Source organism: Pseudomonas sp. GW822-FHT01E03 (genome assembly GCF_058802985.1).
Window position 1 is genome coordinate 193,396 of the sequence record NZ_JBXAOQ010000004.1, and the last position, 20,560, is coordinate 213,955.

Annotated in this window: 18 protein-coding genes; 14 read left to right on the forward strand and 4 right to left on the reverse strand. The window is 59.9% G+C overall.

From position 1 onward, the window contains the following. The first annotated feature begins 169 nt into the window (after positions 1–169). The 5 genes from ffh (at position 170) to rplS (ending at position 3,741) form a co-directional block, all read left to right on the forward strand. Positions 170–1,546, forward strand: coding sequence for a signal recognition particle protein (gene ffh, locus AC1RP7_RS09680; protein ID WP_056726162.1), 1,377 nt, complete (start codon positions 170–172; stop codon positions 1,544–1,546). A gap of 250 nt (positions 1,547–1,796) precedes the next feature. Next, positions 1,797–2,048 (forward strand): 30S ribosomal protein S16, encoded by a 252-nt coding sequence (rpsP, locus tag AC1RP7_RS09685; protein ID WP_007972721.1) that lies wholly within the window; start codon positions 1,797–1,799, stop codon positions 2,046–2,048. Between the two features lie 5 nt (positions 2,049–2,053). Further along, positions 2,054–2,590: a ribosome maturation factor RimM gene (gene rimM, locus AC1RP7_RS09690; RefSeq protein WP_057713414.1), complete on the forward strand. Its 537-nt coding sequence runs from the start codon at positions 2,054–2,056 to the stop codon at positions 2,588–2,590. A gap of 2 nt (positions 2,591–2,592) precedes the next feature. Then, positions 2,593–3,345: a tRNA (guanosine(37)-N1)-methyltransferase TrmD gene (gene trmD / locus AC1RP7_RS09695; RefSeq protein ID WP_007897583.1), complete on the forward strand. Its 753-nt coding sequence runs from the start codon at positions 2,593–2,595 to the stop codon at positions 3,343–3,345. A 45-nt stretch (positions 3,346–3,390) separates the two neighbouring features. Further along, the gene (gene rplS, locus AC1RP7_RS09700) at positions 3,391–3,741 is read left to right on the forward strand and encodes a 50S ribosomal protein L19 (RefSeq protein WP_003175895.1); all 351 of its coding nucleotides are present in this window, start codon (positions 3,391–3,393) and stop codon (positions 3,739–3,741) included. Positions 3,742–3,944: 203 nt separating this feature from the next. Here rplS and AC1RP7_RS09705 read toward each other — a convergent pair whose 3' ends face one another. Further along, positions 3,945–5,756 (reverse strand): cation:proton antiporter, encoded by a 1,812-nt coding sequence (locus AC1RP7_RS09705; protein WP_154860473.1) that lies wholly within the window; start codon positions 5,754–5,756, stop codon positions 3,945–3,947. 107 nt (positions 5,757–5,863) lie between these two features. Here AC1RP7_RS09705 and xerD point away from each other — a divergent pair, with 107 nt between their 5' ends. The 6 genes from xerD to AC1RP7_RS09735 all read left to right on the forward strand — a co-directional run bounded on the left by xerD (position 5,864) and on the right by AC1RP7_RS09735 (position 12,596). Continuing rightward, positions 5,864–6,760 carry a site-specific tyrosine recombinase XerD gene (gene xerD, locus AC1RP7_RS09710; RefSeq protein ID WP_056853624.1) on the forward strand — a complete coding sequence of 299 codons (897 nt, stop codon included), beginning with the start codon at positions 5,864–5,866 and terminating at the stop codon, positions 6,758–6,760. Positions 6,761–7,026: 266 nt separating this feature from the next. Further along, positions 7,027–7,758 carry a bifunctional protein-disulfide isomerase/oxidoreductase DsbC gene (gene dsbC / locus AC1RP7_RS09715; RefSeq protein ID WP_057713416.1) on the forward strand — a complete coding sequence of 244 codons (732 nt, stop codon included), beginning with the start codon at positions 7,027–7,029 and terminating at the stop codon, positions 7,756–7,758. Between the two features lie 133 nt (positions 7,759–7,891). Continuing rightward, entirely contained in the window at positions 7,892–9,196 is a 1,305-nt protein-coding gene (locus tag AC1RP7_RS09720; RefSeq protein WP_057713417.1) for a homoserine dehydrogenase, read from the forward strand. Between the two features lie 66 nt (positions 9,197–9,262). Further along, positions 9,263–10,672: a threonine synthase gene (gene thrC, locus AC1RP7_RS09725; protein ID WP_057713418.1), complete on the forward strand. Its 1,410-nt coding sequence runs from the start codon at positions 9,263–9,265 to the stop codon at positions 10,670–10,672. Between the two features lie 119 nt (positions 10,673–10,791). Continuing rightward, positions 10,792–12,147 (forward strand): transporter substrate-binding domain-containing protein, encoded by a 1,356-nt coding sequence (locus AC1RP7_RS09730; protein WP_057713419.1) that lies wholly within the window; start codon positions 10,792–10,794, stop codon positions 12,145–12,147. Between the two features lie 161 nt (positions 12,148–12,308). Continuing rightward, on the forward strand, positions 12,309–12,596 hold the full coding sequence (locus tag AC1RP7_RS09735; protein WP_046041997.1) for a DUF3509 domain-containing protein: 288 nt from the start codon (positions 12,309–12,311) through the stop codon (positions 12,594–12,596). 169 nt (positions 12,597–12,765) lie between these two features. On the opposite strand, the gene AC1RP7_RS09740 is transcribed toward AC1RP7_RS09735, so the two are convergent. Next, on the reverse strand, positions 12,766–13,734 hold the full coding sequence (locus AC1RP7_RS09740; RefSeq protein WP_493181252.1) for a TIGR02285 family protein: 969 nt from the start codon (positions 13,732–13,734) through the stop codon (positions 12,766–12,768). Then, positions 13,688–14,887: a CaiB/BaiF CoA transferase family protein gene (locus tag AC1RP7_RS09745; protein ID WP_057713422.1), complete on the reverse strand. Its 1,200-nt coding sequence runs from the start codon at positions 14,885–14,887 to the stop codon at positions 13,688–13,690. The genes AC1RP7_RS09740 and AC1RP7_RS09745 overlap by 47 nt, the downstream gene beginning before the upstream one ends. Positions 14,888–15,034: 147 nt before the next feature. Here AC1RP7_RS09745 and AC1RP7_RS09750 point away from each other — a divergent pair, with 147 nt between their 5' ends. The 3 genes from AC1RP7_RS09750 to AC1RP7_RS09760 all read left to right on the forward strand — a co-directional run bounded on the left by AC1RP7_RS09750 (position 15,035) and on the right by AC1RP7_RS09760 (position 18,736). Next, positions 15,035–15,577 (forward strand): YaeQ family protein, encoded by a 543-nt coding sequence (locus tag AC1RP7_RS09750; protein WP_007971297.1) that lies wholly within the window; start codon positions 15,035–15,037, stop codon positions 15,575–15,577. A gap of 66 nt (positions 15,578–15,643) precedes the next feature. After that, positions 15,644–17,353, forward strand: coding sequence for a single-stranded-DNA-specific exonuclease RecJ (gene recJ, locus AC1RP7_RS09755; RefSeq protein ID WP_489339176.1), 1,710 nt, complete (start codon positions 15,644–15,646; stop codon positions 17,351–17,353). Positions 17,354–17,629: 276 nt separating this feature from the next. Further along, positions 17,630–18,736, forward strand: coding sequence for an NADH:flavin oxidoreductase/NADH oxidase (locus AC1RP7_RS09760; protein ID WP_150814679.1), 1,107 nt, complete (start codon positions 17,630–17,632; stop codon positions 18,734–18,736). Between the two features lie 66 nt (positions 18,737–18,802). Here the strand turns inward: AC1RP7_RS09760 and glpD are convergent, their stop codons facing one another. After that, positions 18,803–20,341, reverse strand: a complete 1,539-nt coding sequence (gene glpD / locus AC1RP7_RS09765) for a glycerol-3-phosphate dehydrogenase (protein ID WP_493181327.1) — start codon at positions 20,339–20,341, stop codon at positions 18,803–18,805. Positions 20,342–20,560: the final 219 nt, after the last annotated feature.

Genomic DNA, 20,560 nt, shown 5'->3' on the forward strand with positions numbered 1-20,560 from the left:
AGAACCCCCGCCACACGAAAGACCGCGCAACCCGACGGCGAGGTGTCCGCCGGCCGCAGTCTTCGCTATAATCCGCGACCTGCCCACGCCGCAGGCTCGCCGAGCACACGTTTAGTCCGGTCCGGGCCGCCATTATCCCGGTCTACACAGGGCCTGAAAGGATCGCGCAATGTTTGAAAACTTAACCGACCGTCTCTCGCAGACGCTGCGCCATGTCACCGGCAAGGCCAAGCTGACTGAAGACAACATCAAAGACACCCTGCGTGAAGTGCGCATGGCGTTGCTCGAAGCCGACGTCGCCCTGCCGGTGGTCAAGGACTTCGTCAATTCGGTCAAGGAACGCGCCGTCGGCACCGAGGTGTCACGCAGCCTGACGCCGGGCCAGGCCTTCGTGAAGATCGTCCAGGCCGAACTCGAAAGCCTGATGGGCGCGGCCAACGAAGATTTGAACCTGAGCGCAGTGCCGCCAGCGGTCATCCTCATGGCAGGTTTGCAGGGCGCTGGTAAAACCACCACCGCCGGCAAGCTCGCGCGCTTCCTTAAAGAGCGCAAGAAGAAGTCGGTCATGGTCGTGTCCGCCGACGTTTATCGTCCAGCGGCGATCAAACAGCTGGAAATGCTCGCCGGTGAAGTCGGCGTTACCTTCTTCCCGTCCGACCTGAGCCAGAAGCCGGTCGAGATCGCGCAAGCGGCTATTAAGGAAGCCAAACTCAAATTCATCGACGTGGTCATCGTCGATACCGCCGGTCGCCTGCACATCGATGAAGAGATGATGGGCGAGATCAAGGCCCTGCACGCCGCGATCAACCCGGTCGAAACCCTGTTCGTGGTCGACGCCATGACCGGCCAGGACGCCGCCAACACGGCCAAGGCCTTCGGCGATGCATTGCCGCTGACCGGTGTGATCCTGACCAAGGTCGACGGCGACGCCCGTGGCGGTGCCGCACTGTCGGTGCGCGCCATCACCGGCAAGCCGATCAAGTTCATCGGTATGGGCGAGAAGAGCGAAGCGCTCGATCCGTTCCATCCTGAGCGTATCGCCTCGCGCATCCTCGGCATGGGCGACGTGCTCAGTCTGATCGAGCAGGCGGAAGCGACCCTCGACAAGGACAAGGCCGACAAGCTGGCCAAGAAGCTGAAGAAGGGCAAGGGCTTCGACCTCGAAGACTTCCGCGATCAGCTGCAACAGATGAAGAACATGGGCGGCCTCGGCGGGCTCATGGACAAGCTGCCGAACATGGGTGGCGTGAACCTGGCGCAAATGGGCAACGCCCAGGGTGCGGCAGAGAAGCAATTCAAGCAGATGGAAGCCATCATCAACTCCATGACCCCGGCCGAGCGCCGCGACCCTGAGATGATCAGTGGTTCGCGCAAGCGCCGGATCGCCATGGGTTCCGGCACCCAGGTGCAGGACATCGGCCGCTTGATCAAGCAGCACAAGCAGATGCAGAAGATGATGAAGAAGTTCTCTGCAAAAGGCGGAATGGCCAAGATGATGCGCGGCATGGGCGGAATGTTGCCCGGCGGCGGCATGCCAAAGATGTAAAGAATCCGCGCCGGTCATCGCACCGGCGCAGACCCGCAAGGAAGCGGGATCTCCAGCAAACCCGCACTTGGCGGGAGCTGACCGGCCGTTTTCAACGACGGCTCTATAGCAAATCTGCATGGCGGCCGATAGACCGCCGGAAAAAGTCATTTGCAAAAGTCCGGATATTCCTTAGAATATGCGGCCTTTCGGGCACCCATGCCCGCTGTGCCTTTAGATTTGCAGCACCGACTACAGGAACGATGTTCACATGCTAACAATCCGTCTTGCCCTTGGCGGCTCCAAAAAGCGCCCGTTTTACCACTTGACCGTAACCGACAGCCGCAACCCGCGCGACGGTTCGCACAAGGAACAGGTTGGCTACTTCAACCCTGTTGCCCGTGGTCAGGAAGTTCGTCTGTCCGTGAACCAAGAGCGCGTAGCCTACTGGCTGAGCGTTGGTGCACAACCTTCTGAGCGCGTTGCTCAGTTGTTGAAGGAATCTGCTAAGGCTGCGGCCTGAGCAATATGAACGCGACGCCAGCCATTGCTGATGATTTGATCGTTATCGGCAAGATTTATTCTGTTCACGGCGTTCGCGGCGAAGTGAAGGTGTACTCCTTTACTGATCCGATTAAAAACCTGCTGGACTACAAAACCTGGACGCTCAAGCGTGACGGTAATGTAAAGCAGGTAGAGCTGGTCAGCGGACGCGGGAATGACAAGTTCCTGGTCGCAAAGCTCAAGGGTCTCGATGATCGCGAAGAAGCTCGTCTTCTGGCCGGTTATGAGATCTGCGTGCCGCGCAACCTGTTCCCTGAACTGACCGACGGCGAGTACTACTGGTACCAGCTGGAAGGTCTCAAGGTCATCGATACGCACGGACAACTGTTCGGAAAAATCGATCACCTGCTGGAGACCGGCTCGAACGATGTCATGGTGGTCAAGCCTTGCGCTGGCAGCCTGGATGATCGCGAACGCCTATTGCCCTATACGGAGCAATGCGTGTTGGCCGTCGACCTGGCCGCGGGCGAGATGAAGGTGGATTGGGACGCGGATTTCTAAGCGTGGCTAACTTGCGCGTAGAAGTGATCAGTCTGTTTCCCGAGATGTTTTCCGCCATCAGCGAGTACGGCATCACCAGTCGGGCGGTGAAACAGGGGCTCTTGCAGCTCACCTGTTGGAATCCGCGAGACTACACGACGGATCGACATCACACTGTGGACGATCGCCCGTTTGGCGGTGGTCCGGGCATGGTGATGAAGATCAAGCCCCTGGAAGATGCTCTGGTTCAGGCCAAGGCAGCAGCCGGGGAGGCGGCGAAGGTGATTTACCTGTCCCCCCAAGGCCGTCAACTGACTCAGTCGGCGGTACGCGAGTTGGCGAATCTGGATGCATTGATCCTGATTGCCGGCCGCTATGAAGGCATTGACGAGCGTTTTATTGATGCTCATGTCGATGAAGAGTGGTCGATTGGCGACTATGTACTGTCTGGCGGCGAGCTGCCGGCGATGGTCCTGATCGATGCGGTTACACGACTGCTGCCTGGAGCTTTAGGGCATGCGGACTCCGCCGAGGAAGATTCCTTTACGGATGGTTTGCTGGATTGCCCGCACTACACCCGACCGGAGGTGTATGCGGATCAGCGTGTTCCCGACGTATTGCTAAGTGGCAATCACGCGCACATCCGGCGTTGGCGTTTACAGCAGTCCCTTGGTCGGACCTTTGAACGACGCGCCGATCTTCTGGAAAGCCGCTCGCTTTCTGGAGAAGAGAAGAAGCTGCTCGAGGAATACATCCGCGAGCGGGACGATAGTTAACAACGTATCGATGGTAGATCCGACGATTTACCTTAGGAGCACAGCATGACTAACAAAATCATCCTTGCACTCGAAGCAGAGCAGATGACCAAAGAGATCCCTACCTTTGCCCCGGGCGACACCATTGTCGTTCAGGTGAAAGTGAAGGAAGGCGACCGTTCGCGTCTGCAAGCGTTCGAAGGTGTTGTTATCGCCAAGCGTAACCGCGGCGTAAACAGTGCATTCACCGTTCGTAAAATCTCCAACGGTGTTGGCGTAGAGCGTACTTTCCAGACCTACTCCCCGCAAATCGACAGCATGGCTGTCAAGCGTCGCGGTGACGTACGTAAAGCCAAGCTGTACTACCTGCGCGACCTGTCGGGCAAAGCAGCTCGCATCAAGGAAAAACTGGCTTAAGTCCAGCTTCCGATGCAAAAAAAGCAGCCTGCGGGCTGCTTTTTTGTTGCCTGCGGTTTAACGAATTCTCCGGATCGCGGCCTGACGCGAGACCGAGTTGCGGCCATCGCGAGCAAGCTCGCTCCCACAGTAGATCTACTGCGAGCACAATGCCTGTGAACGCCATAGATCCCCTGTGGGAGCGAGCTTGCTCGCGATGCGATTTACGTAGCGTCGCTGGTTTCAGGCTGAATCAACGCCAACAACGTCCACCCTGCTGAAGGCTTGACCGCACTGTCCGGCGTCACCACATGCACCCAGCCACTGTCATCACGAGCAAACAGCAGAGTCGCACGCTCGCCATGCAACGCCTGATAATCCTCCCAGCCAAAGCCCTCGGTCAGGTTCGTGCTGTACAACTCAGCCCCCTGATGCAGCTGATTGGCCAGCTTGATGTAGGTTAACTCCTCATTGCCTAGCAAACGCCCGCGATGTTCATGGCTGGCGCGATGTTTGTCGGTGCGTCGGCTCTCCTGGCCGCTGGCCAGTCCGAACAGCCGTTGATGGCCGAAATCATGGCGAAAACGCATTGCGGCGAGGGTGTTCAACTCGCCGGACGGTGACAACGCCAGCAAATGTCCAAGCCCGACCAGATCCAGATGCGCATCGGCATGTTGCGAGGCCGGGTTGCCAAAATAGGTCGGCAAGCCTTCCATCCGGGCTGCGCGAATGTTTTCCCAGCTCGAATCCGTCAACAGTACGCGACTGCCCAGTTGCTGCAGGGCCTTGCCCAGCGTGCGCGCAGGTCCGTTGGCGCCGATGATCAGAAAGCCGCTCGGTGCCGGTTCCGCCACCTTCAGCAGGCGCGCCAGCGGTCGTGCCGTGGCGCTTTGCAACACCACCGTGCCGATGATCACCGCAAAGGTGAGCGGCACCAGCAGCAACGCTCCCTGGTGACCGGCCTCATGCAGGCGAATGGCGAAGATTGCCGACACCGCCGCTGCCACGATGCCCCTTGGGGCAATCCACGCCAGCAGCGCCCGTTCGCGCCAACCCAGGCTGGAGCCCGCCGTGCTCAGCAGCACATTCAAAGGGCGGGCGATGAACTGAATGACCAGCAGCAAAATCAGCACCAGAGGCCCGAGACCGATCATGGCGTTTAGGTCCAGCCGTGCCGCCAGCAGAATGAACAGGCCGGAGATCAGCAACACGCTGAGGTTTTCCTTGAAATGCAGGATGTGCCGTACATCCACGCCTTTCATGTTGGCCAGCCACATGCCCATCAGTGTCACGGCCAGCAACCCGGATTCATGGGTGACCTCGTTGGAGGCAATGAAAATACCCAGGACTGCCGCGAGCGCCGCCAGGTTGTGCAGGTATTCCGGCAGCCACTGGCGGCGAATCAGGGTGCCGAGCAACCAGCCACCAAAAATACCGAACAGGCTCCCGCACAAAATCACGCCGCCGAAGGTCAGCAGGCTTTCCTTGAGGCCGTTACCTTCGGCACTGGCAATGATGAAGCTATAGACGACTACCGCCAGCAGGGCGCCGATGGGGTCGATGACAATGCCTTCCCAGCGCAGGATATTGGCAATCGACGCTTTCGGGCGCACGACGCGCAGCATCGGTACGATCACGGTCGGCCCTGTCACCAGGGTCAGGCTGCCGAACAGGATGGCCAGCAACCAGTCGAAACCCAGCAGCCAGTGAGTGGCGACAGCAATGACCACCCAGGTGGAGAGGGCGCCAATCGTGACCAGGCGATGGACGACGCTGCCGATTTCGCGCCACTCGGACAGATGCAGGGTCAGGCTGCCTTCGAACAGGATCAGCGCCACCGCCAAGGACACCAGCGGCATCAGCAATGGCCCGAACATTTCTTGCGGGTCGAGCAAGTGCAGCACGGGGCCAGCCAGGATGCCGGTCAGCAGCAGAAAAAGAATCGCCGGCAATTTCAAGCGCCAGGCCAGCCATTGGCAAAGCAGCGCCGCCGCGCCTATCCCGCCAAATGCCAATAAAATCTGCTGCTCGCTCATTGCTGCTCCCTGTTCCTTGAAATGGCGGCCTATGAAAGACTAGCGGCCGTTTTCATGTCCAATCTTAATTTTGCGTGCAGCCTCAAGGCTGCATGATTCGAGTACCCATGCCTGCCATCGATCACCCGCTGATAGACCAATTCCTCGATGCCCTGTGGTTGGAGAAAGGTCTTTCCGACAACACCCGCGATGCCTATCGCAGTGACCTGGCGCTGTTCAACGGCTGGTTGCAGGAAAAAGGGCTGGAGCTGATCAACGCTGGCCGCGAACTGATCCTTGATCACCTGGCTTGGCGTCTGGAACAAAACTACAAGCCTCGTTCCACTGCGCGATTTCTCTCCGGTGTGCGTGGGTTCTATCGCTATTTGCTGCGGGAAAAACTCATCGCCGTCGATCCGACCCTTCGCATCGACATGCCGCAGCTGGGTAGGCCGCTGCCGAAATCCTTGTCGGAAGCCGACGTGGAGGCGCTGTTGAAAGCGCCGGACCTGAGCGAAGCCATTGGCCAGCGTGACCGGGCCATGCTTGAAGTCCTGTACGCCTGCGGTCTGCGAGTGACGGAGCTGATCAGCCTGACGCTGGAGCAGGTCAATCTACGTCAGGGCGTGCTGCGTGTGATGGGCAAGGGCAGCAAGGAACGTCTGGTGCCGATGGGTGAAGAGGCAATTGTCTGGGTCGAGCGCTACATGCGCGATGGCCGTGGCGAACTGCTCGGCGGGCGTCCCAGCGATGTGTTGTTCCCGAGTCAGCGTGGCGAGCAGATGACGCGTCAAACCTTCTGGCACCGGATCAAGCACCAGGCCAAGGTGGCCGGGATCGGCAAGTCGCTGTCGCCGCACACCTTGCGCCATGCCTTCGCCACGCATCTGCTCAATCACGGTGCAGACCTGCGGGTGGTGCAGATGCTGCTGGGGCACAGCGATTTGTCTACGACGCAGATCTACACCCATGTTGCCCGGGCGCGCTTGCAGGATTTGCACGCCAAGCATCATCCACGCGGGTGAACTTCCCGAGATCCGCTTTTCTGTGGGAGCGGGCTTGCCCGCGAAGAGGTCGGCACATACAACATTGATGTCGCCTGATACGACGCTTTCGCGAGCAAGCCTGCTCCCACAGGAGATTGTGTCGCCACAAATGTCTTGCATCAGGTGCATTCGGCCATGTGGGCCTTATGTGATAGGCTGGGCCGGTTTGCACGATGGGCGTTTATGACCCGGTGTTTCGGCACGGGCGTTCTGATCGTCCCATTTGTCCGTCTTCAGGAGTTCTCATGCGTCTGACCCAGATTTTCGCCGCCGCAGCCATTGCGTTGGTCAGCACCTTTGCCGTCGCCGATGACGCGGCCGACAAAGCCATTCGTAAAAGCCTGGAAAACCTCCAGCTCGAAGTGCCGGTAGAGACCATCACCGCCAGCCCGTTGCCAGGCCTGTACGAAGTCAAGCTCAAGGGCAGCCGTGTGCTGTACGCCAGCGCCGACGGCCAGTACGTGGTTCAGGGCTACCTGTTCGATCTCAAGGACGGCAAGCCGGTCAACCTGACCGAGAAGACCGAGCGCCAGGGCATCTCCAAGCTGATCAACGCCATCCCGGTTGCCGAAACCGTTGTCTACCCGGCCATTGGCGAAACCAAGTCGCACATCACCGTATTCACCGACACCACTTGCCCGTACTGCCACAAGCTGCACGCCGAAGTGCCTGAACTGAACAAACGCGGCATCGAAGTGCGTTACGTCGCGTTCCCGCGTCAGGGCCTGGGCTCGCCGGGTGACGAGCAACTGCAAGCGGTGTGGTGCTCGAAAGACAAGAAAGCGGCCATGGACAAAATGGTCGACGGCAAGGAAATCAAGGCCGCCAAGTGCGATAACCCGGTCTCCAAACAGTTCGCCCTCGGCCAGTCGATCGGCGTGAATGGCACACCGGCCATCGTTTTGGCCGACGGTCAGGTCATTCCGGGCTACCAGCCTGCGCCACAAGTCGCCAAACTGGCGCTGGGCGCGAAGTAAATTCGCATCGTCACGGCAAGCCTTGACGATCATGGTCCGGTAGCGACATTCGCCGGGCCATCAATAGAGAGCCGCGAGTCTGCGGTTGTTTTCACGGCCGGCCTCGAGTCGGCCGTTTTATGGGGAGTTCACAGTGAAACCGGTCAAAGTAGGTATCTGTGGGTTAGGAACCGTCGGTGGCGGTACCTTCAACGTACTTCAGCGCAACGCCGAGGAAATTGCTCGTCGTGCCGGGCGTGGAATCGAAGTGGCACAAATTGCCATGCGCACGCCAAAGCCTCAGTTCCAAACGACCGGTATTGCGATTACCAACGATGTCTTCGAAGTGGCCACGAACCCTGAGATCGACATCGTCATAGAGCTGATGGGCGGCTACACCGTTGCCCGCGAGCTGGTACTCAAGGCCATCGAGAATGGCAAGCATGTGGTCACCGCGAACAAGGCGCTTATCGCCGTTCACGGTAATGAAATTTTCGCCAAGGCCCGCGAGAAGGGCGTGATCGTTGCGTTCGAAGCGGCGGTGGCCGGTGGCATCCCGGTGATCAAGGCGATCCGCGAAGGCCTGTCCGCCAACCGCATCAACTGGGTAGCCGGCATCATCAACGGCACCGGCAACTTCATCCTGACGGAAATGCGCGAGAAGGGTCGCACCTTCGAAGACGTATTGGCCGAAGCCCAGGCCCTGGGTTACGCCGAAGCCGATCCGACCTTCGACGTCGAGGGTATCGACGCCGCTCACAAGCTGACGATCCTGGCATCCATCGCGTTCGGTATTCCGTTGCAGTTCGACAAGGCTTACACCGAAGGCATCACCAAGCTGACCACCGCCGACGTGAACTACGCCGAAGCGCTGGGCTACCGCATCAAGCACCTGGGCGTGGCGCGCAGCACCGCGGCCGGTATCGAACTGCGCGTGCACCCGACGCTGATCCCGGCCGATCGCCTGATCGCCAACGTCAACGGCGTGATGAACGCGGTGATGGTCAACGGCGATGCTGCCGGTTCGACCCTGTTCTACGGCGCTGGCGCCGGCATGGAGCCGACCGCTTCGTCGGTGATCGCCGACCTGGTGGACGTGGTCCGCGCCATGACTTCTGACCCGGAAAACCGCGTACCACACCTGGCGTTCCAGCCGGATTCGCTGTCGGCTCACCCGATCCTGCCGATCGAAGCCTGCGAAAGCGCCTACTACCTGCGCATCCAGGCCAAGGACCATCCGGGCGTATTGGCTCAGGTCGCGAGCATCCTTTCGGAGCGCGGCATCAACATCGAGTCGATCATGCAGAAGGAAGCCGAGGAGCACGACGGCCTGGTGCCGATGATCCTGCTGACCCACCGTGTGGTGGAACAGCGCATCAACGACGCCATCGCTGCTTTGGAAGCCTTGGCGGGTGTGGTCGGTCCGGTCGTACGGATCCGTGTCGAGCACCTGAACTAAGCCGATATCGTTGACCGGGCTCGCTTGCGGGCCCGGCACTACGAACACTGTCCATTGGAGTCAGTCATGCGTTACATCAGTACCCGCGGCCAGGCACCGGCCCTGAATTTCGAAGACGTCCTGCTGGCTGGTCTTGCCACCGACGGCGGTCTGTACGTCCCGGAAAACCTGCCACGTTTCACCCAGGAAGAAATCGCCTCCTGGGCCGGCCTGCCGTATCACGAACTGGCCTTCCGCGTCATGCGCCCGTTCGTCACCGGCAGCATTCCAGACGCCGATTTCAAAAAGATTCTTGAAGAAACCTACGGCGTGTTCGCCCACAGCGCCGTTGCGCCGCTGCGTCAGCTGAACGGCAACGAATGGGTGCTGGAGCTGTTCCACGGCCCGACCCTGGCGTTCAAGGACTTCGCCCTGCAATTGCTCGGTCGTCTGCTCGACTACGTGCTGGAAAAGCGCGGCGAGCGCGTGGTGATCGTAGGCGCTACTTCCGGTGATACCGGCTCGGCCGCCATCGAAGGCTGCAAGCACTGCGAAAACGTCGACATCTTCATCCTGCACCCGCACAACCGTGTGTCCGAGGTGCAGCGTCGCCAGATGACCACGATTTTCGGCGAGAACATCCACAACATCGCCATCGAAGGCAACTTCGATGACTGCCAGGAAATGGTCAAGGCGAGCTTCGCCGATCAGAGCTTCCTCAAGGGCACTCGCCTGGTCGCGGTGAACTCGATCAACTGGGCGCGGATCATGGCCCAGATCGTTTACTACTTCCACGCATCCCTGCAGTTGGGCGGCCCGGCGCGTTCGGTGTCGTTCTCGGTGCCAACCGGCAACTTCGGCGACATCTTCGCCGGTTACCTGGCGCGCAACATGGGCCTGCCGATCAACCAGTTGATCGTCGCCACCAACCGCAACGACATCCTGCACCGCTTCATGAGCGGCAATCAGTACGTCAAGGACACCCTGCACGCCACGCTGTCGCCGTCGATGGACATCATGGTCTCGTCGAACTTCGAACGCCTGCTGTTCGACCTGCATGGTCGCAACGGTGCGGCCATCGCCGGGCTGATGGATTCGTTCAAGCAGGGTGGCGGTTTCAGCGTCGAGCAAGAGCGCTGGACCGAAGCCCGCAAGTTGTTCGACTCGCTGGCCGTGGATGACGCGCAAACCTGCGAAACCATTGCCGAAGTCTACGAGCAGACTGGCGAAGTGCTGGATCCACACACGGCCATCGGCGTGAAGGCTGCCCGGGAATGCCGTCGCAGCCTGGACATTCCAATGGTGATCCTGGGCACCGCCCACCCGGTCAAATTCCCGGACGCCGTGGAAAAAGCCGGTGTAGGAAAAGCGCTCGAACTGCCGGTACATCTTTCTGATTTGTTTGAGCGAGACGAACGTTGCACCGTATTGCCAAATGACCTGAAGGCCGTGCAGGCCTTTGTCAGCCAGCATGGCAACCGCGGCAAGCCGCTGTAACCGGTCAGCGCTGTTACATTTTGAAGCCCGTCTCCTGACGGGCTTTTTCATTTATGCATGCACACTTGTCGTGTTATCGCCGCGAAGGGACAGGCGAATGGATCACCAAGGACGTGGGAATGCTGTTTACAAGTGTGTTCAAGCCAGTCGCGCGCTGGCTGTTTTTATTCGGCATGCTGGGAATCGCCGAATGGGGAGGGGCAAGCCCTGCATCGATTCAGGAGCGTGGGAAGTCTGCCGCACGGTCAATGGTCGTGCTGGATGACCAGGAGTTGCAGTGGATGGCCAAGCATCCTCGGGTCGTGGTCACGGCGCTGGAATACCCGTTGTACCTGTTCAAGGATGAACATGGCCAATGGACGGGCTTGAACAGTGACCTGCTCAAGCGCATCAGTGACATGACGGGGTTGCAGTTCGTTTACCAAGAGTCTTTTTCCACCGATCAGATGCTGGCCCATCTGGAAAGCGGCGCTGCGGATTTGAGTACGACCCTGGCGATGAATGACGAACGCAAGGCGTTTCTTGATTTCAGTCATGCGTTCGGCGGTGCAGGATGGGTCTTTCTCGGGCAGGCCGGAGCACCACCGGTGCAGTCGCTGGAGGATCTGGCGAAGCGGGTACTGGTGCTGCCGACCCGGCATGCACTGGAAGCGATGATCCGTCGCAATTATCCGTCCATCGAGTTGCGTTCGGTTAAAACCTACGCCGAAGCCCGTGCCTGGGTGGAAAGCGGCGAAGCCTACGCCACCATCGAAAGCGAAATCGGCGCCCAGCTTATTCCGTCGGGCCGGCTAAAGATCGACGCCGTGGTGCCGGGAAAATGGGATGCGGATTATCTGGCGGTGCGCAAAGGCCAGCCGCAGTTGCTGAGTATCCTCAACAAGGCGCTTGAGGCGTTTCCTGAACAGGAGTTGCGCGGCCTTCGCCTGAAGTGGTTCGGCGGCGCTACCGCGCCACAGGCGCCTGGCCTCTGGCAGCGGATTGACCAGTGGGTTTGCTGGGGCGTGTTGGTGGTCAGCCTGTTCGGTCTGTTGTCCCTGCTCTGGAATCGGCGGTTGGCGGTGGTGGTCAGGCAACGGGTCGAGGCTCAAAGCAGTCTGCGCGATCAGCTCGCCTTCCAGCATGCCCTGATGGATGCCATGCCTGACCCGATGTTTGTCCGTGATCTGCAAGGGCGCTTGATCATGTGCAACAAAAGTTATGAGGACGCCTTGTCGACGCGTTTTGACCGGATGCAGGGGCGGCAGTTGATCGAGGTCGATGCCATGCCCAGACAAACCGCGGAACTGCTGCATGCCGAGTTCATGGCGCAATTGAGTACGCGCAGGACGCGCTTTTTCGAGCGTCAATTGATGTTCAAGGACGGTGTCAGGGATATCTACCAGTGGACAGTGCCCTTTTATACGGCGGATGGCCAGCTACGAGGATTGTTGGGGGGATGGGCCGACATCGCCCGGCGCACCCGACAGACGTGATGGTTGGGTTTTTTCTCTGTCATGTTCGCCGTGCATGCTCTCTTGACTGGGCTGCAGGTTCGCCTGCAGTCAGTACCCAGAACTTTCTTCTCGGGCCAGCGGTCATTTGTAGTAGGCATGCCCCAGGCACGTTGTTTTCGGACTATTGAGTGGTGATCGGGATGGAAAGTATCAGTCTGTTGCTCGGTGAGGCGCTAAGCCCGTATCAGGTTACGTTGACCCCGTCAGGCATTCGTGGCGAATGCAGGGTGACCCTTAAGAATGCTATCGGCGCGACCGTGGTCGAGCGCGAGTTCAATCAGGCCCAGTTGAATGACAAACGCCTGCTGACGGATGTGGTCGACGGTTTGCATCGCGACGTGCTGATTGCTGAAGGACGCCTTGAGCCTTGTGTGATCGCAGCATTGCGTAATGCGGCGCAGGACAAGCTGCTGGCCAGCCGCAATTGAACGGTTTTTTGCGGGAACCTTCCCGCGCCCAGGTCAGTCAGACTTTGTAACAGCAGGATCAAGCATTGTGCTCCGGTGCTTGTAGCTTGCTGCTACTGGTCTCCAAGCAGACCACGTTTGACCCCGAGTCGTCTCCCCACTTCTCGGGGTTTCTTTTGCCCGGGATTTGTCAGGGGTGCGCCAGATTGTCGAAAAACGCCTTGGTGTCTTTCAGGTAGTCGCTGCGGCTTTCGGGATCCAGCCAGGCGGCGTAGGCCTCATCTAGGCGTTCACGGGGAAGGGTGCGCAACACCTGATTGATTTCGACAATGGCCTGCCGGCCCTTTGGCGTGTCGGTGCAACCGATATAACCGGACAGGTATTTGCCCGTGCCACGGATCGGATAGAACTGCAATTCATCCTCGGCAATGCCTTGCAGTGAGGCCTGGTAGCGTATTTCCGGGCGATAACCCAACAGCAGGCGCAAGCGTCCCAGGCGCTGCATTTGCAGCAGGCTGCCCAAGGCGTCGTTACCGTAATGAGGGGCCAGCGCGTCGGCTGGCGCTTGCTTGAGCAGTCCATCGAGGTATTCGCCGTAATTGCGCTCGGCAATAATTCCCAGTTTTTCGCTACCGCTGGCGAGCAGCGCTGCCAGGTCCACTTCGTCGTCCTTGATAAAGGGTGTCAGCACTTTCTGGTCGACGCGCCGCACGGCCAGGCCATTGCTCATGGCGCGGAAGACCGGAATGGAAAAGGCGATCCACTTTTCCCGTTCCTTGCTCCAGTTCAGCGCCGCGTCGCAGACGAGGGCGGGTTCGTGGAGCATTTGCAGTCCACGCGCGCGATTGACCCTCATCACGCTGTGCTGGTATTGCGGCATGCCGGCAATCAACAGTGGAAGCAATTGATCGATAACGCCCAGACCCTTTTTCGGCCCGTCGAAAATCGTCAGCGGCGGCAGGTCGCGCTTGAGCCAGATCAGGGATTCCCCGGTTTGCGCCAGGGCTGACGGGATCGGTCCAAGGAGCAGGAACAAGATCGCCAGCATGCACAGCAGCCGCCCGCCGCGTGGCGGGCAGTGTCGAATGGGCCATGCGGGCAGGTGCCTCAGCCTAGATGGCTCCGTCTTTGCGCAACTGTGCAATCTGCGTCGCGTCATAGCCAAGTTCCTGGAGTACCTGTGCGTTGTGCTCACCCAGTTGTGGCCCGACCCATTCACATTCCCCGGGTGTCTCTGAGAGTTTCGGCACAATGCCCGGCATCTTGAAGTCTTTGCCGTCCGGCAGCTTGGCTTGCAGGAACATTTCCCGCGCCAGGTACTGGGGGTCATTGAACATGTCTTCGGCGCTGAAGATCCGGCTGGCCGGCACCTCGGCCTGATTGAGCTGCGCCAGCACCCTGTCCAGCGGCAACGAGTTGACCCAGCGATCGATGACGCCATAAATCTCGTCGCGTCGGGCATCGCGGCCATCGTTGCTGGCAAGCTGGGGGTCGTTGGCCAAGTCTTCCCGGCCAATGATCAGCATGAAGCGTTTGAAAATCGCGTCGCCATTGGCGCCGATCTGCACGTGCTTGCCATCGGCACTGGTGTGGATCGAGGACGGGGTGATGCCGGGCATGATATTGCCCGTGCGTTCGCGGATGAAACCGAACACGTCGAACTCCGGAACCATGCTTTCCATCATCGCGAAGATGGCTTCGTACAGCGCCACGTCCACCACTTGCCCCAGACCGCCGTTGACTTCGCGATGACGCAGGGCCATCAACGCGCCAATCACGCCCCAGAGCGCGGCAATCGAGTCGCCGATGGAAATGCCGGTGCGCACGGGTGGGCGGTCTTCGAAGCCGGTGATGTAGCGCAGGCCCCCCATCGACTCACCGACCGCGCCAAAGCCGGGCTGATCCTTCATCGGGCCGGTCTGGCCGAAACCCGACAGCCGCACCATGACCAGTTTCGGGTTCAAGGCGTGCAGGACGTCCCAGCCCAGGCCGAGTTTTTCCAGGACGCCGGGACGAAAGTTTTCGATCAGTATGTCTGCCTCACCCAGCAGCTGTTTCAGGATGGCCTGACCGTCGGGGTGCTTGAGGTTGAGAGTCAGGGACTTTTTGTTGCGGGCCTGGACGAACCACCACAACGAAGTGCCTTCATACAACTTGCGCCATTTGCGCAATGGATCACCGCCGTCCGGGGATTCGATCTTGATTACGTCGGCGCCGAATTCCGCGCAAATACGCGAGGCAAACGGGCCGGCAATCAAGGTGCCCAATTCGATGACTTTCAGACCGGAAAGCGGTTTGGCGGTGAACGGCATGCTGGATCCTGTGGGGCAAAGGTTGAGCGGATAGAGCGTTTTAACATAGCCGACTGTCAGACGCTCCAGCTTGATTGTGTTCAATTCGTGGATTGCCCGTCGCATCGGTTAGACTTGCCGCCTTTCCTCGTATCAAGAAGCCCGTACATGGCCCAGCCGTCCACGACCTACAAGTTTGAACTGAACCTCACCGACCTCGACCGCAGCGTCTATGAGAGCGTGAAGCAGACCATCGCCCGTCACCCTTCGGAAACCGAAGAGCGCATGACCGTGCGCCTGCTGGCCTACGCCCTCTGGTACAACGAGCAGCTGTCTTTTGGCCGTGGTCTGTCAGAAGTGGATGAACCGGCCTTGTGGGAAAAAAGCCTGGATGACCGCGTCCTGCACTGGATCGAAGTCGGCCAGCCGGATGCCGAGCGCCTGACCTGGTGCTCGCGCCGCACTGAACGTACCAGCCTGTTGGCCTACGGCAGCCTGCGCGTGTGGGAGGGCAAAGTGGTGCCGGCGGTGAAAAACCTGAAGAACGTCAACATCGCTGCCGTGCCTCAGGAAGTCCTGGAAACCCTGGCCAAAGACATGCCCCGCGTCATCAAGTGGGACGTGATGATCAGCGAAGGGACGATCTTCGTCACCGACGACCGTGGTCAGCACGAAGTCCAGTTGCAGTGGCTGGCCGGTGAGCGCGGCTGATTTTTCGCAACTGCCCCGCGTCACCCGGTTTTATCCTACGTATTGAAGAGAAGCATCTTTCACCCCATGCGCATCGAACCTCGCCTGCTGCCCGACACCCTGCCATTCCTCGGTGATATTCCGCCGCTGTTGACCCGCCTGTACGCGGCTCGGGGCGTGCTGTCCGAGGCGGAACTGGACAAGAGCCTGGCGCGGTTGATTCCGTTCCAGCAACTCAAGGGCATCGATGCCGCCGTGGATCTGCTGGTGACTGCGCTCGAACAGCGTCAGCGCATTCTGATCGTCGGCGACTTTGATGCCGACGGTGCGACGGCGAGCACCGTAGGCACCTTGGGTTTGCGTCTGTTGGGGGCGGCACATGTCGACTACCTGGTGCCCAACCGATTCGACTACGGCTATGGCCTGACACCGGAAATCGTCGCGGTGGCGCTTGAGCGTCAGCCGCATTTGCTGATCACCGTCGACAACGGCATCTCCAGCGTCGAAGGCGTGGCAGCGGCGAAAAAGGCCGGGCTCAAGGTGCTCGTCACCGACCACCACTTGCCCGGTGACGAGCTGCCGTTGGCCGATGCCATCGTCAATCCGAACCAGCCCGGTTGCGAGTTTCCGAGCAAGGCGCTGGCCGGCGTCGGGGTGATTTTCTATGTGTTGATGGCCCTGCGTGCGCGGTTGCGCGAGCTGGGCTGGTACACAAGCAGGCCGCAGCCGAATATCGGCGAACTGCTCGATCTGGTGGCTCTTGGCAGCGTGGCCGACGTGGTGCCGCTGGATGCCAACAACCGGATTCTGGTGCATCAGGGCCTGGAGCGGATTCGCGCTGGACGTGCCCGGCCGGGAATCAAGGCGATCCTCGAAGTGGCCAAGCGCGATCATGCGCGTATCACCTCCACCGATCTGGGCTTCATTGTCGGCCCGCGCCTGAACGCAGCAGGGCGCCTGGACGACATGAGCCTGGGCATCGAATGTCTGCTGACCGAAGACGCAGGTCTGGCCCGTGAGATGGCGGCGCAACTGGACGGCATGAACCAGGATCGCAAATCCATCGAGCAGGGCATGCAGCGTGAAGCGCTGGCGCAGCTCAAGGATTTGCCGGTGGAGTCGATGCCGTTCGGCTTGTGCCTGTTCGATCCCGAGTGGCACCAAGGCGTCATCGGTATCCTCGCGTCACGGATGAAAGAGCGCTATTTCCGCCCGACCATCGCCTTTGCCGATGCCGGGGATGGTTTGCTCAAGGGCTCGGGGCGTTCGGTCCAGGGCTTTCACATCCGCGACGCCTTGAGTGTGGTGGCGGCGCAGCATCCGAATCTGATCACCAAATACGGTGGTCACGCGATGGCGGCCGGCCTGACGCTGCCGGAAGCAAATTTCCCCTTGTTCGCCGAAGCCTTTGACGCTGAAGTGCGCCGGCAGCTGCGCGAAGAAGATCTGACTGGTCGCCTGTTGTCGGACGGCACCCTGGCGGTGGAAGAGTTCCACCTGGAGCTGGCTCGTGCCTTGCGGCATGCCGGTCCTTGGGGACAGCACTTCCCGGAACCGTTGTTTCATGGGGTGTTCCAGTTGGTCGAGCAGCGCGTCGTTGGTGAGCGGCATCTTAAAGTCGTGCTCAAAAGTGAATGTGGTTCGGTGAAACTCGACGGCATTGCCTTCGGGATCGATCGCGAAATCTGGCCGAATCCGACCATCAAATGGGTGGAGCTGGCCTACAAGCTCGACCTCAACGAGTTTCGCGGCAACGAAACGGTTCAATTGATGATTGCCCACATCGAACCGCGTTGACCCCCTGTAGGAGCGAGCTCGCTCGCGATGGACGACAGGACACCGCGGGGTATCAGGTCCCCAACGCTATCGTTCACGCCCATCGCGAGCGAGCTCGCTCCTACAAGGGGGCAACATCCCTCGATGTCGACTAGGCTCTAAGCACTGCTTGATTTTGGCCTTGTGACGTCTTGTCGAATTTTTTGCCCGCGGGGGCGGGTGTTGTACCTTTTTCCTGTCACTCGTCGACTATTCAAACAGAACCTGGAGCCTGCCCACTGATTCGAGAGGTGCCCCATGAGTCTGCTGCTTGAACCCTTTACCCTTCGCCAATTGACCCTGCCCAACCGCATCGCGGTATCGCCGATGTGCCAGTACTCCAGCGCCGATGGCCTGGCCAATGACTGGCATCTGGTCCACCTCGGCAGCCGTGCTATCGGCGGGGCCGGGCTGGTGTTTACCGAAGCCACGGCGGTCACCGCCGACGGGCGTATCACGGCCGAGGATCTCGGTCTGTGGAATGATGAACAGATCGAACCCCTGCAACGCATCACCCGCTTCATCAACGCCCAGGGCGCCGTTGCCGGTATTCAGCTGGCCCATGCCGGGCGCAAGGCCAGCACCCACCGGCCGTGGCTCGGCAAGCATGGCAGCGTCAAACCCGACGAGGGCGGTTGGGTGCCGGTCGGACCTTCGCCGATTGCGTTCGACCCGCAGCACACCCAACCCAAACAACTGGATGACGATGAGATCGCCAAGGTGATCCAGGCCTTTGTCGATGCGGCAAAGCGCTCACTGACGGCCGGTTTCAAAGTGGTCGAAGTGCACGCGGCCCATGGTTACCTGCTGCATCAATTTCTGTCGCCGTTGAGCAATCAGCGTCGCGATCAATATGGCGGTTCGTTCGAAAATCGTATTCGGCTGGTGCTGCAGGTCACCGAAGCGGTGCGTGCGGTGTGGCCTGAAGAGTTGCCGGTGTTTGTCCGGGTCTCGGCCACCGACTGGGTGGAAGACGGCTGGAACCCCGATGAAACCGTGGAGCTGGCCCGCCGCCTCAAAGCCTTGGGGGTCGACCTGATCGACGTCTCGTCGGGCGGGACGGCAGTCAATGCTGAAATTCCCACAGGGCCCGGTTACCAGACCCGCTTCGCCGAGCGCGTGCGCAAGGAGTCGGGCATGGCCACCGGCACAGTCGGCATGATCACCGAGCCGGCCCAGGCCGAGCACATCCTGCGCACCTGTCAGGCGGACATCATCTTCCTGGCCCGTGAGTTGTTGCGCGATCCGTACTGGGCGCTGCACGCGGACGACGACCTGGGTGGGCACAAGGCCGTGTGGCCGGCGCAATATCAGCGGGCGACTCACCGTGAGCAGCCCATTCATGAATCGGATTTGCGCGACTGAAATCCATCGATACGAAAAAGCCCCTGAATCGTGAGATTCAGGGGCTTTCGTTTATCCGGATTGTGGTCAGGCCGCTTCGATCTTGTTGCGGTTTTGCTCGACCTTGTTCAGGTAATCCTTGAGTTTTTCCTGTTCGGCCGCCGTCGTGAACAAGCCGAGCTTGCTGCGACGCCAGAGGATGTCGTGTGCGGTAGTGGCCCATTCTTCACTGCACAGGTAATCGACCTCGCGGGTGTAGAGATCTCCGCCGATATGCTCGCCCATATCGCTGAGGTCCTGTACGCCTTCGAGCATGCGCCAGGTACGGCTGCCGTAGGAGGTGGCCCAGCGGCGAGCCATCTCGCTTGGTACCCAGTCGAATTTGTCGCGGATACGTGAGCTCAAGGCCTGTGGGGTGGTCATGTCTTCACCGCCCGGCAGCGTGGCGCTTGCGGTCCAGCTTGGCTGGATGTGCTTGAAGTAGGGTGCCAGTTGCGCCAGCGCCGACTCGGCCAGTTTGCGATAGGTGGTGAGCTTGCCGCCGAACACCGACAGCAACGGAGCCTCTTCGCCAGTGCCGGACAGCGCCAGGGTGTAATCGCGGGTCACGGCCGACGGGTTGTCGGATTCGTCGTTGCACAGCGGGCGCACACCGGAATAGCTGTGCAGGATGTCCTCGCGGCTGATTTGCTTTTTGAAATGGGCGTTGACCACGTTCAACAGGTAATCGGTTTCGCCGTCGGTAATTGCCACCTTCGCCGGATCGCCGGTGTACTCGCGGTCGGTGGTGCCGATCAGGGTGAAGTGATTCAGGTACGGAATGGTGAACACGATGCGCTGATCTTCGTTTTGCAGGATGTGCGCGTGTTCGCCTTCGTACAGTTTCGGCACGATCAGGTGGCTGCCCTGGATCAGGCGGATGCCGTAAGGCGATTCCATCTTCAAGTCATCGCGAATGAACCTGGCGACCCAAGGCCCGGCCGCATTGACCAATGCCTTGGCGCGGATCGAAAACAGGCTGCCATCGGCGCGCTCCAGGTGCAGGTGCCACAGGCCCTTGGTGCGACGTGCGCTGACGCAGCGGGTCTGGGTGTGAACGTGGGCGCCTTTTTCCCGGGCGGCCATGGCGTTCAACACCACCAGGCGGGCGTCGTCGACCCAGCAGTCGGAGTATTCGAAGCCCTTGGTGATTTCGCTTTTGAGCGCGCTGTCGGGGCCGAACTTCAGGCTTTTCGAACCTTGCAGTTGCTCGCGCTTGCCCAGGTTGTCATAGAGGAACAGACCGGCGCGAATCATCCACGCCGGGCGCAGGTGCGGGCGGTGCGGCAACACGAAGCGCATTTGCTTGACGATGTGCGGCGCCTTGGCCAACAACACTTCGCGCTCAGCCAGGGCCTCACGCACCAGGCGGAATTCGTAATGTTCGAGGTAGCGCAGGCCACCGTGAATCAGCTTGCTGCTGGCCGACGATGTATGGCTGGCCAGGTCATCCTTTTCACAAAGGAACACCGAGAGACCGCGTCCGGCGGCGTCCGCTGCGATCCCCACGCCATTGATCCCGCCACCGATGACGGCGATATCGTAGACCTCGGCGAGAGGGGGCGTAGGCAAGGTGGAAGTGGGCATCGGCTCGGCCTCGGAATTCTTTGATGTTCTGTATTTGAATTCGAACATTAATGTTCATTTGCGAAAATACTAGCCCATAAAGACGCCCACAGCCAGTCAGCTTCGATTGAAAATACTCATCGAAGGGCCGTTAAAGGAAAATTTACGAACATTGAAAGGTTGCAGGCTGCTTTTGTGGCGAGGGGGCTTGCCCCCGTTCGACGGCGAAGCCGTCGCAGG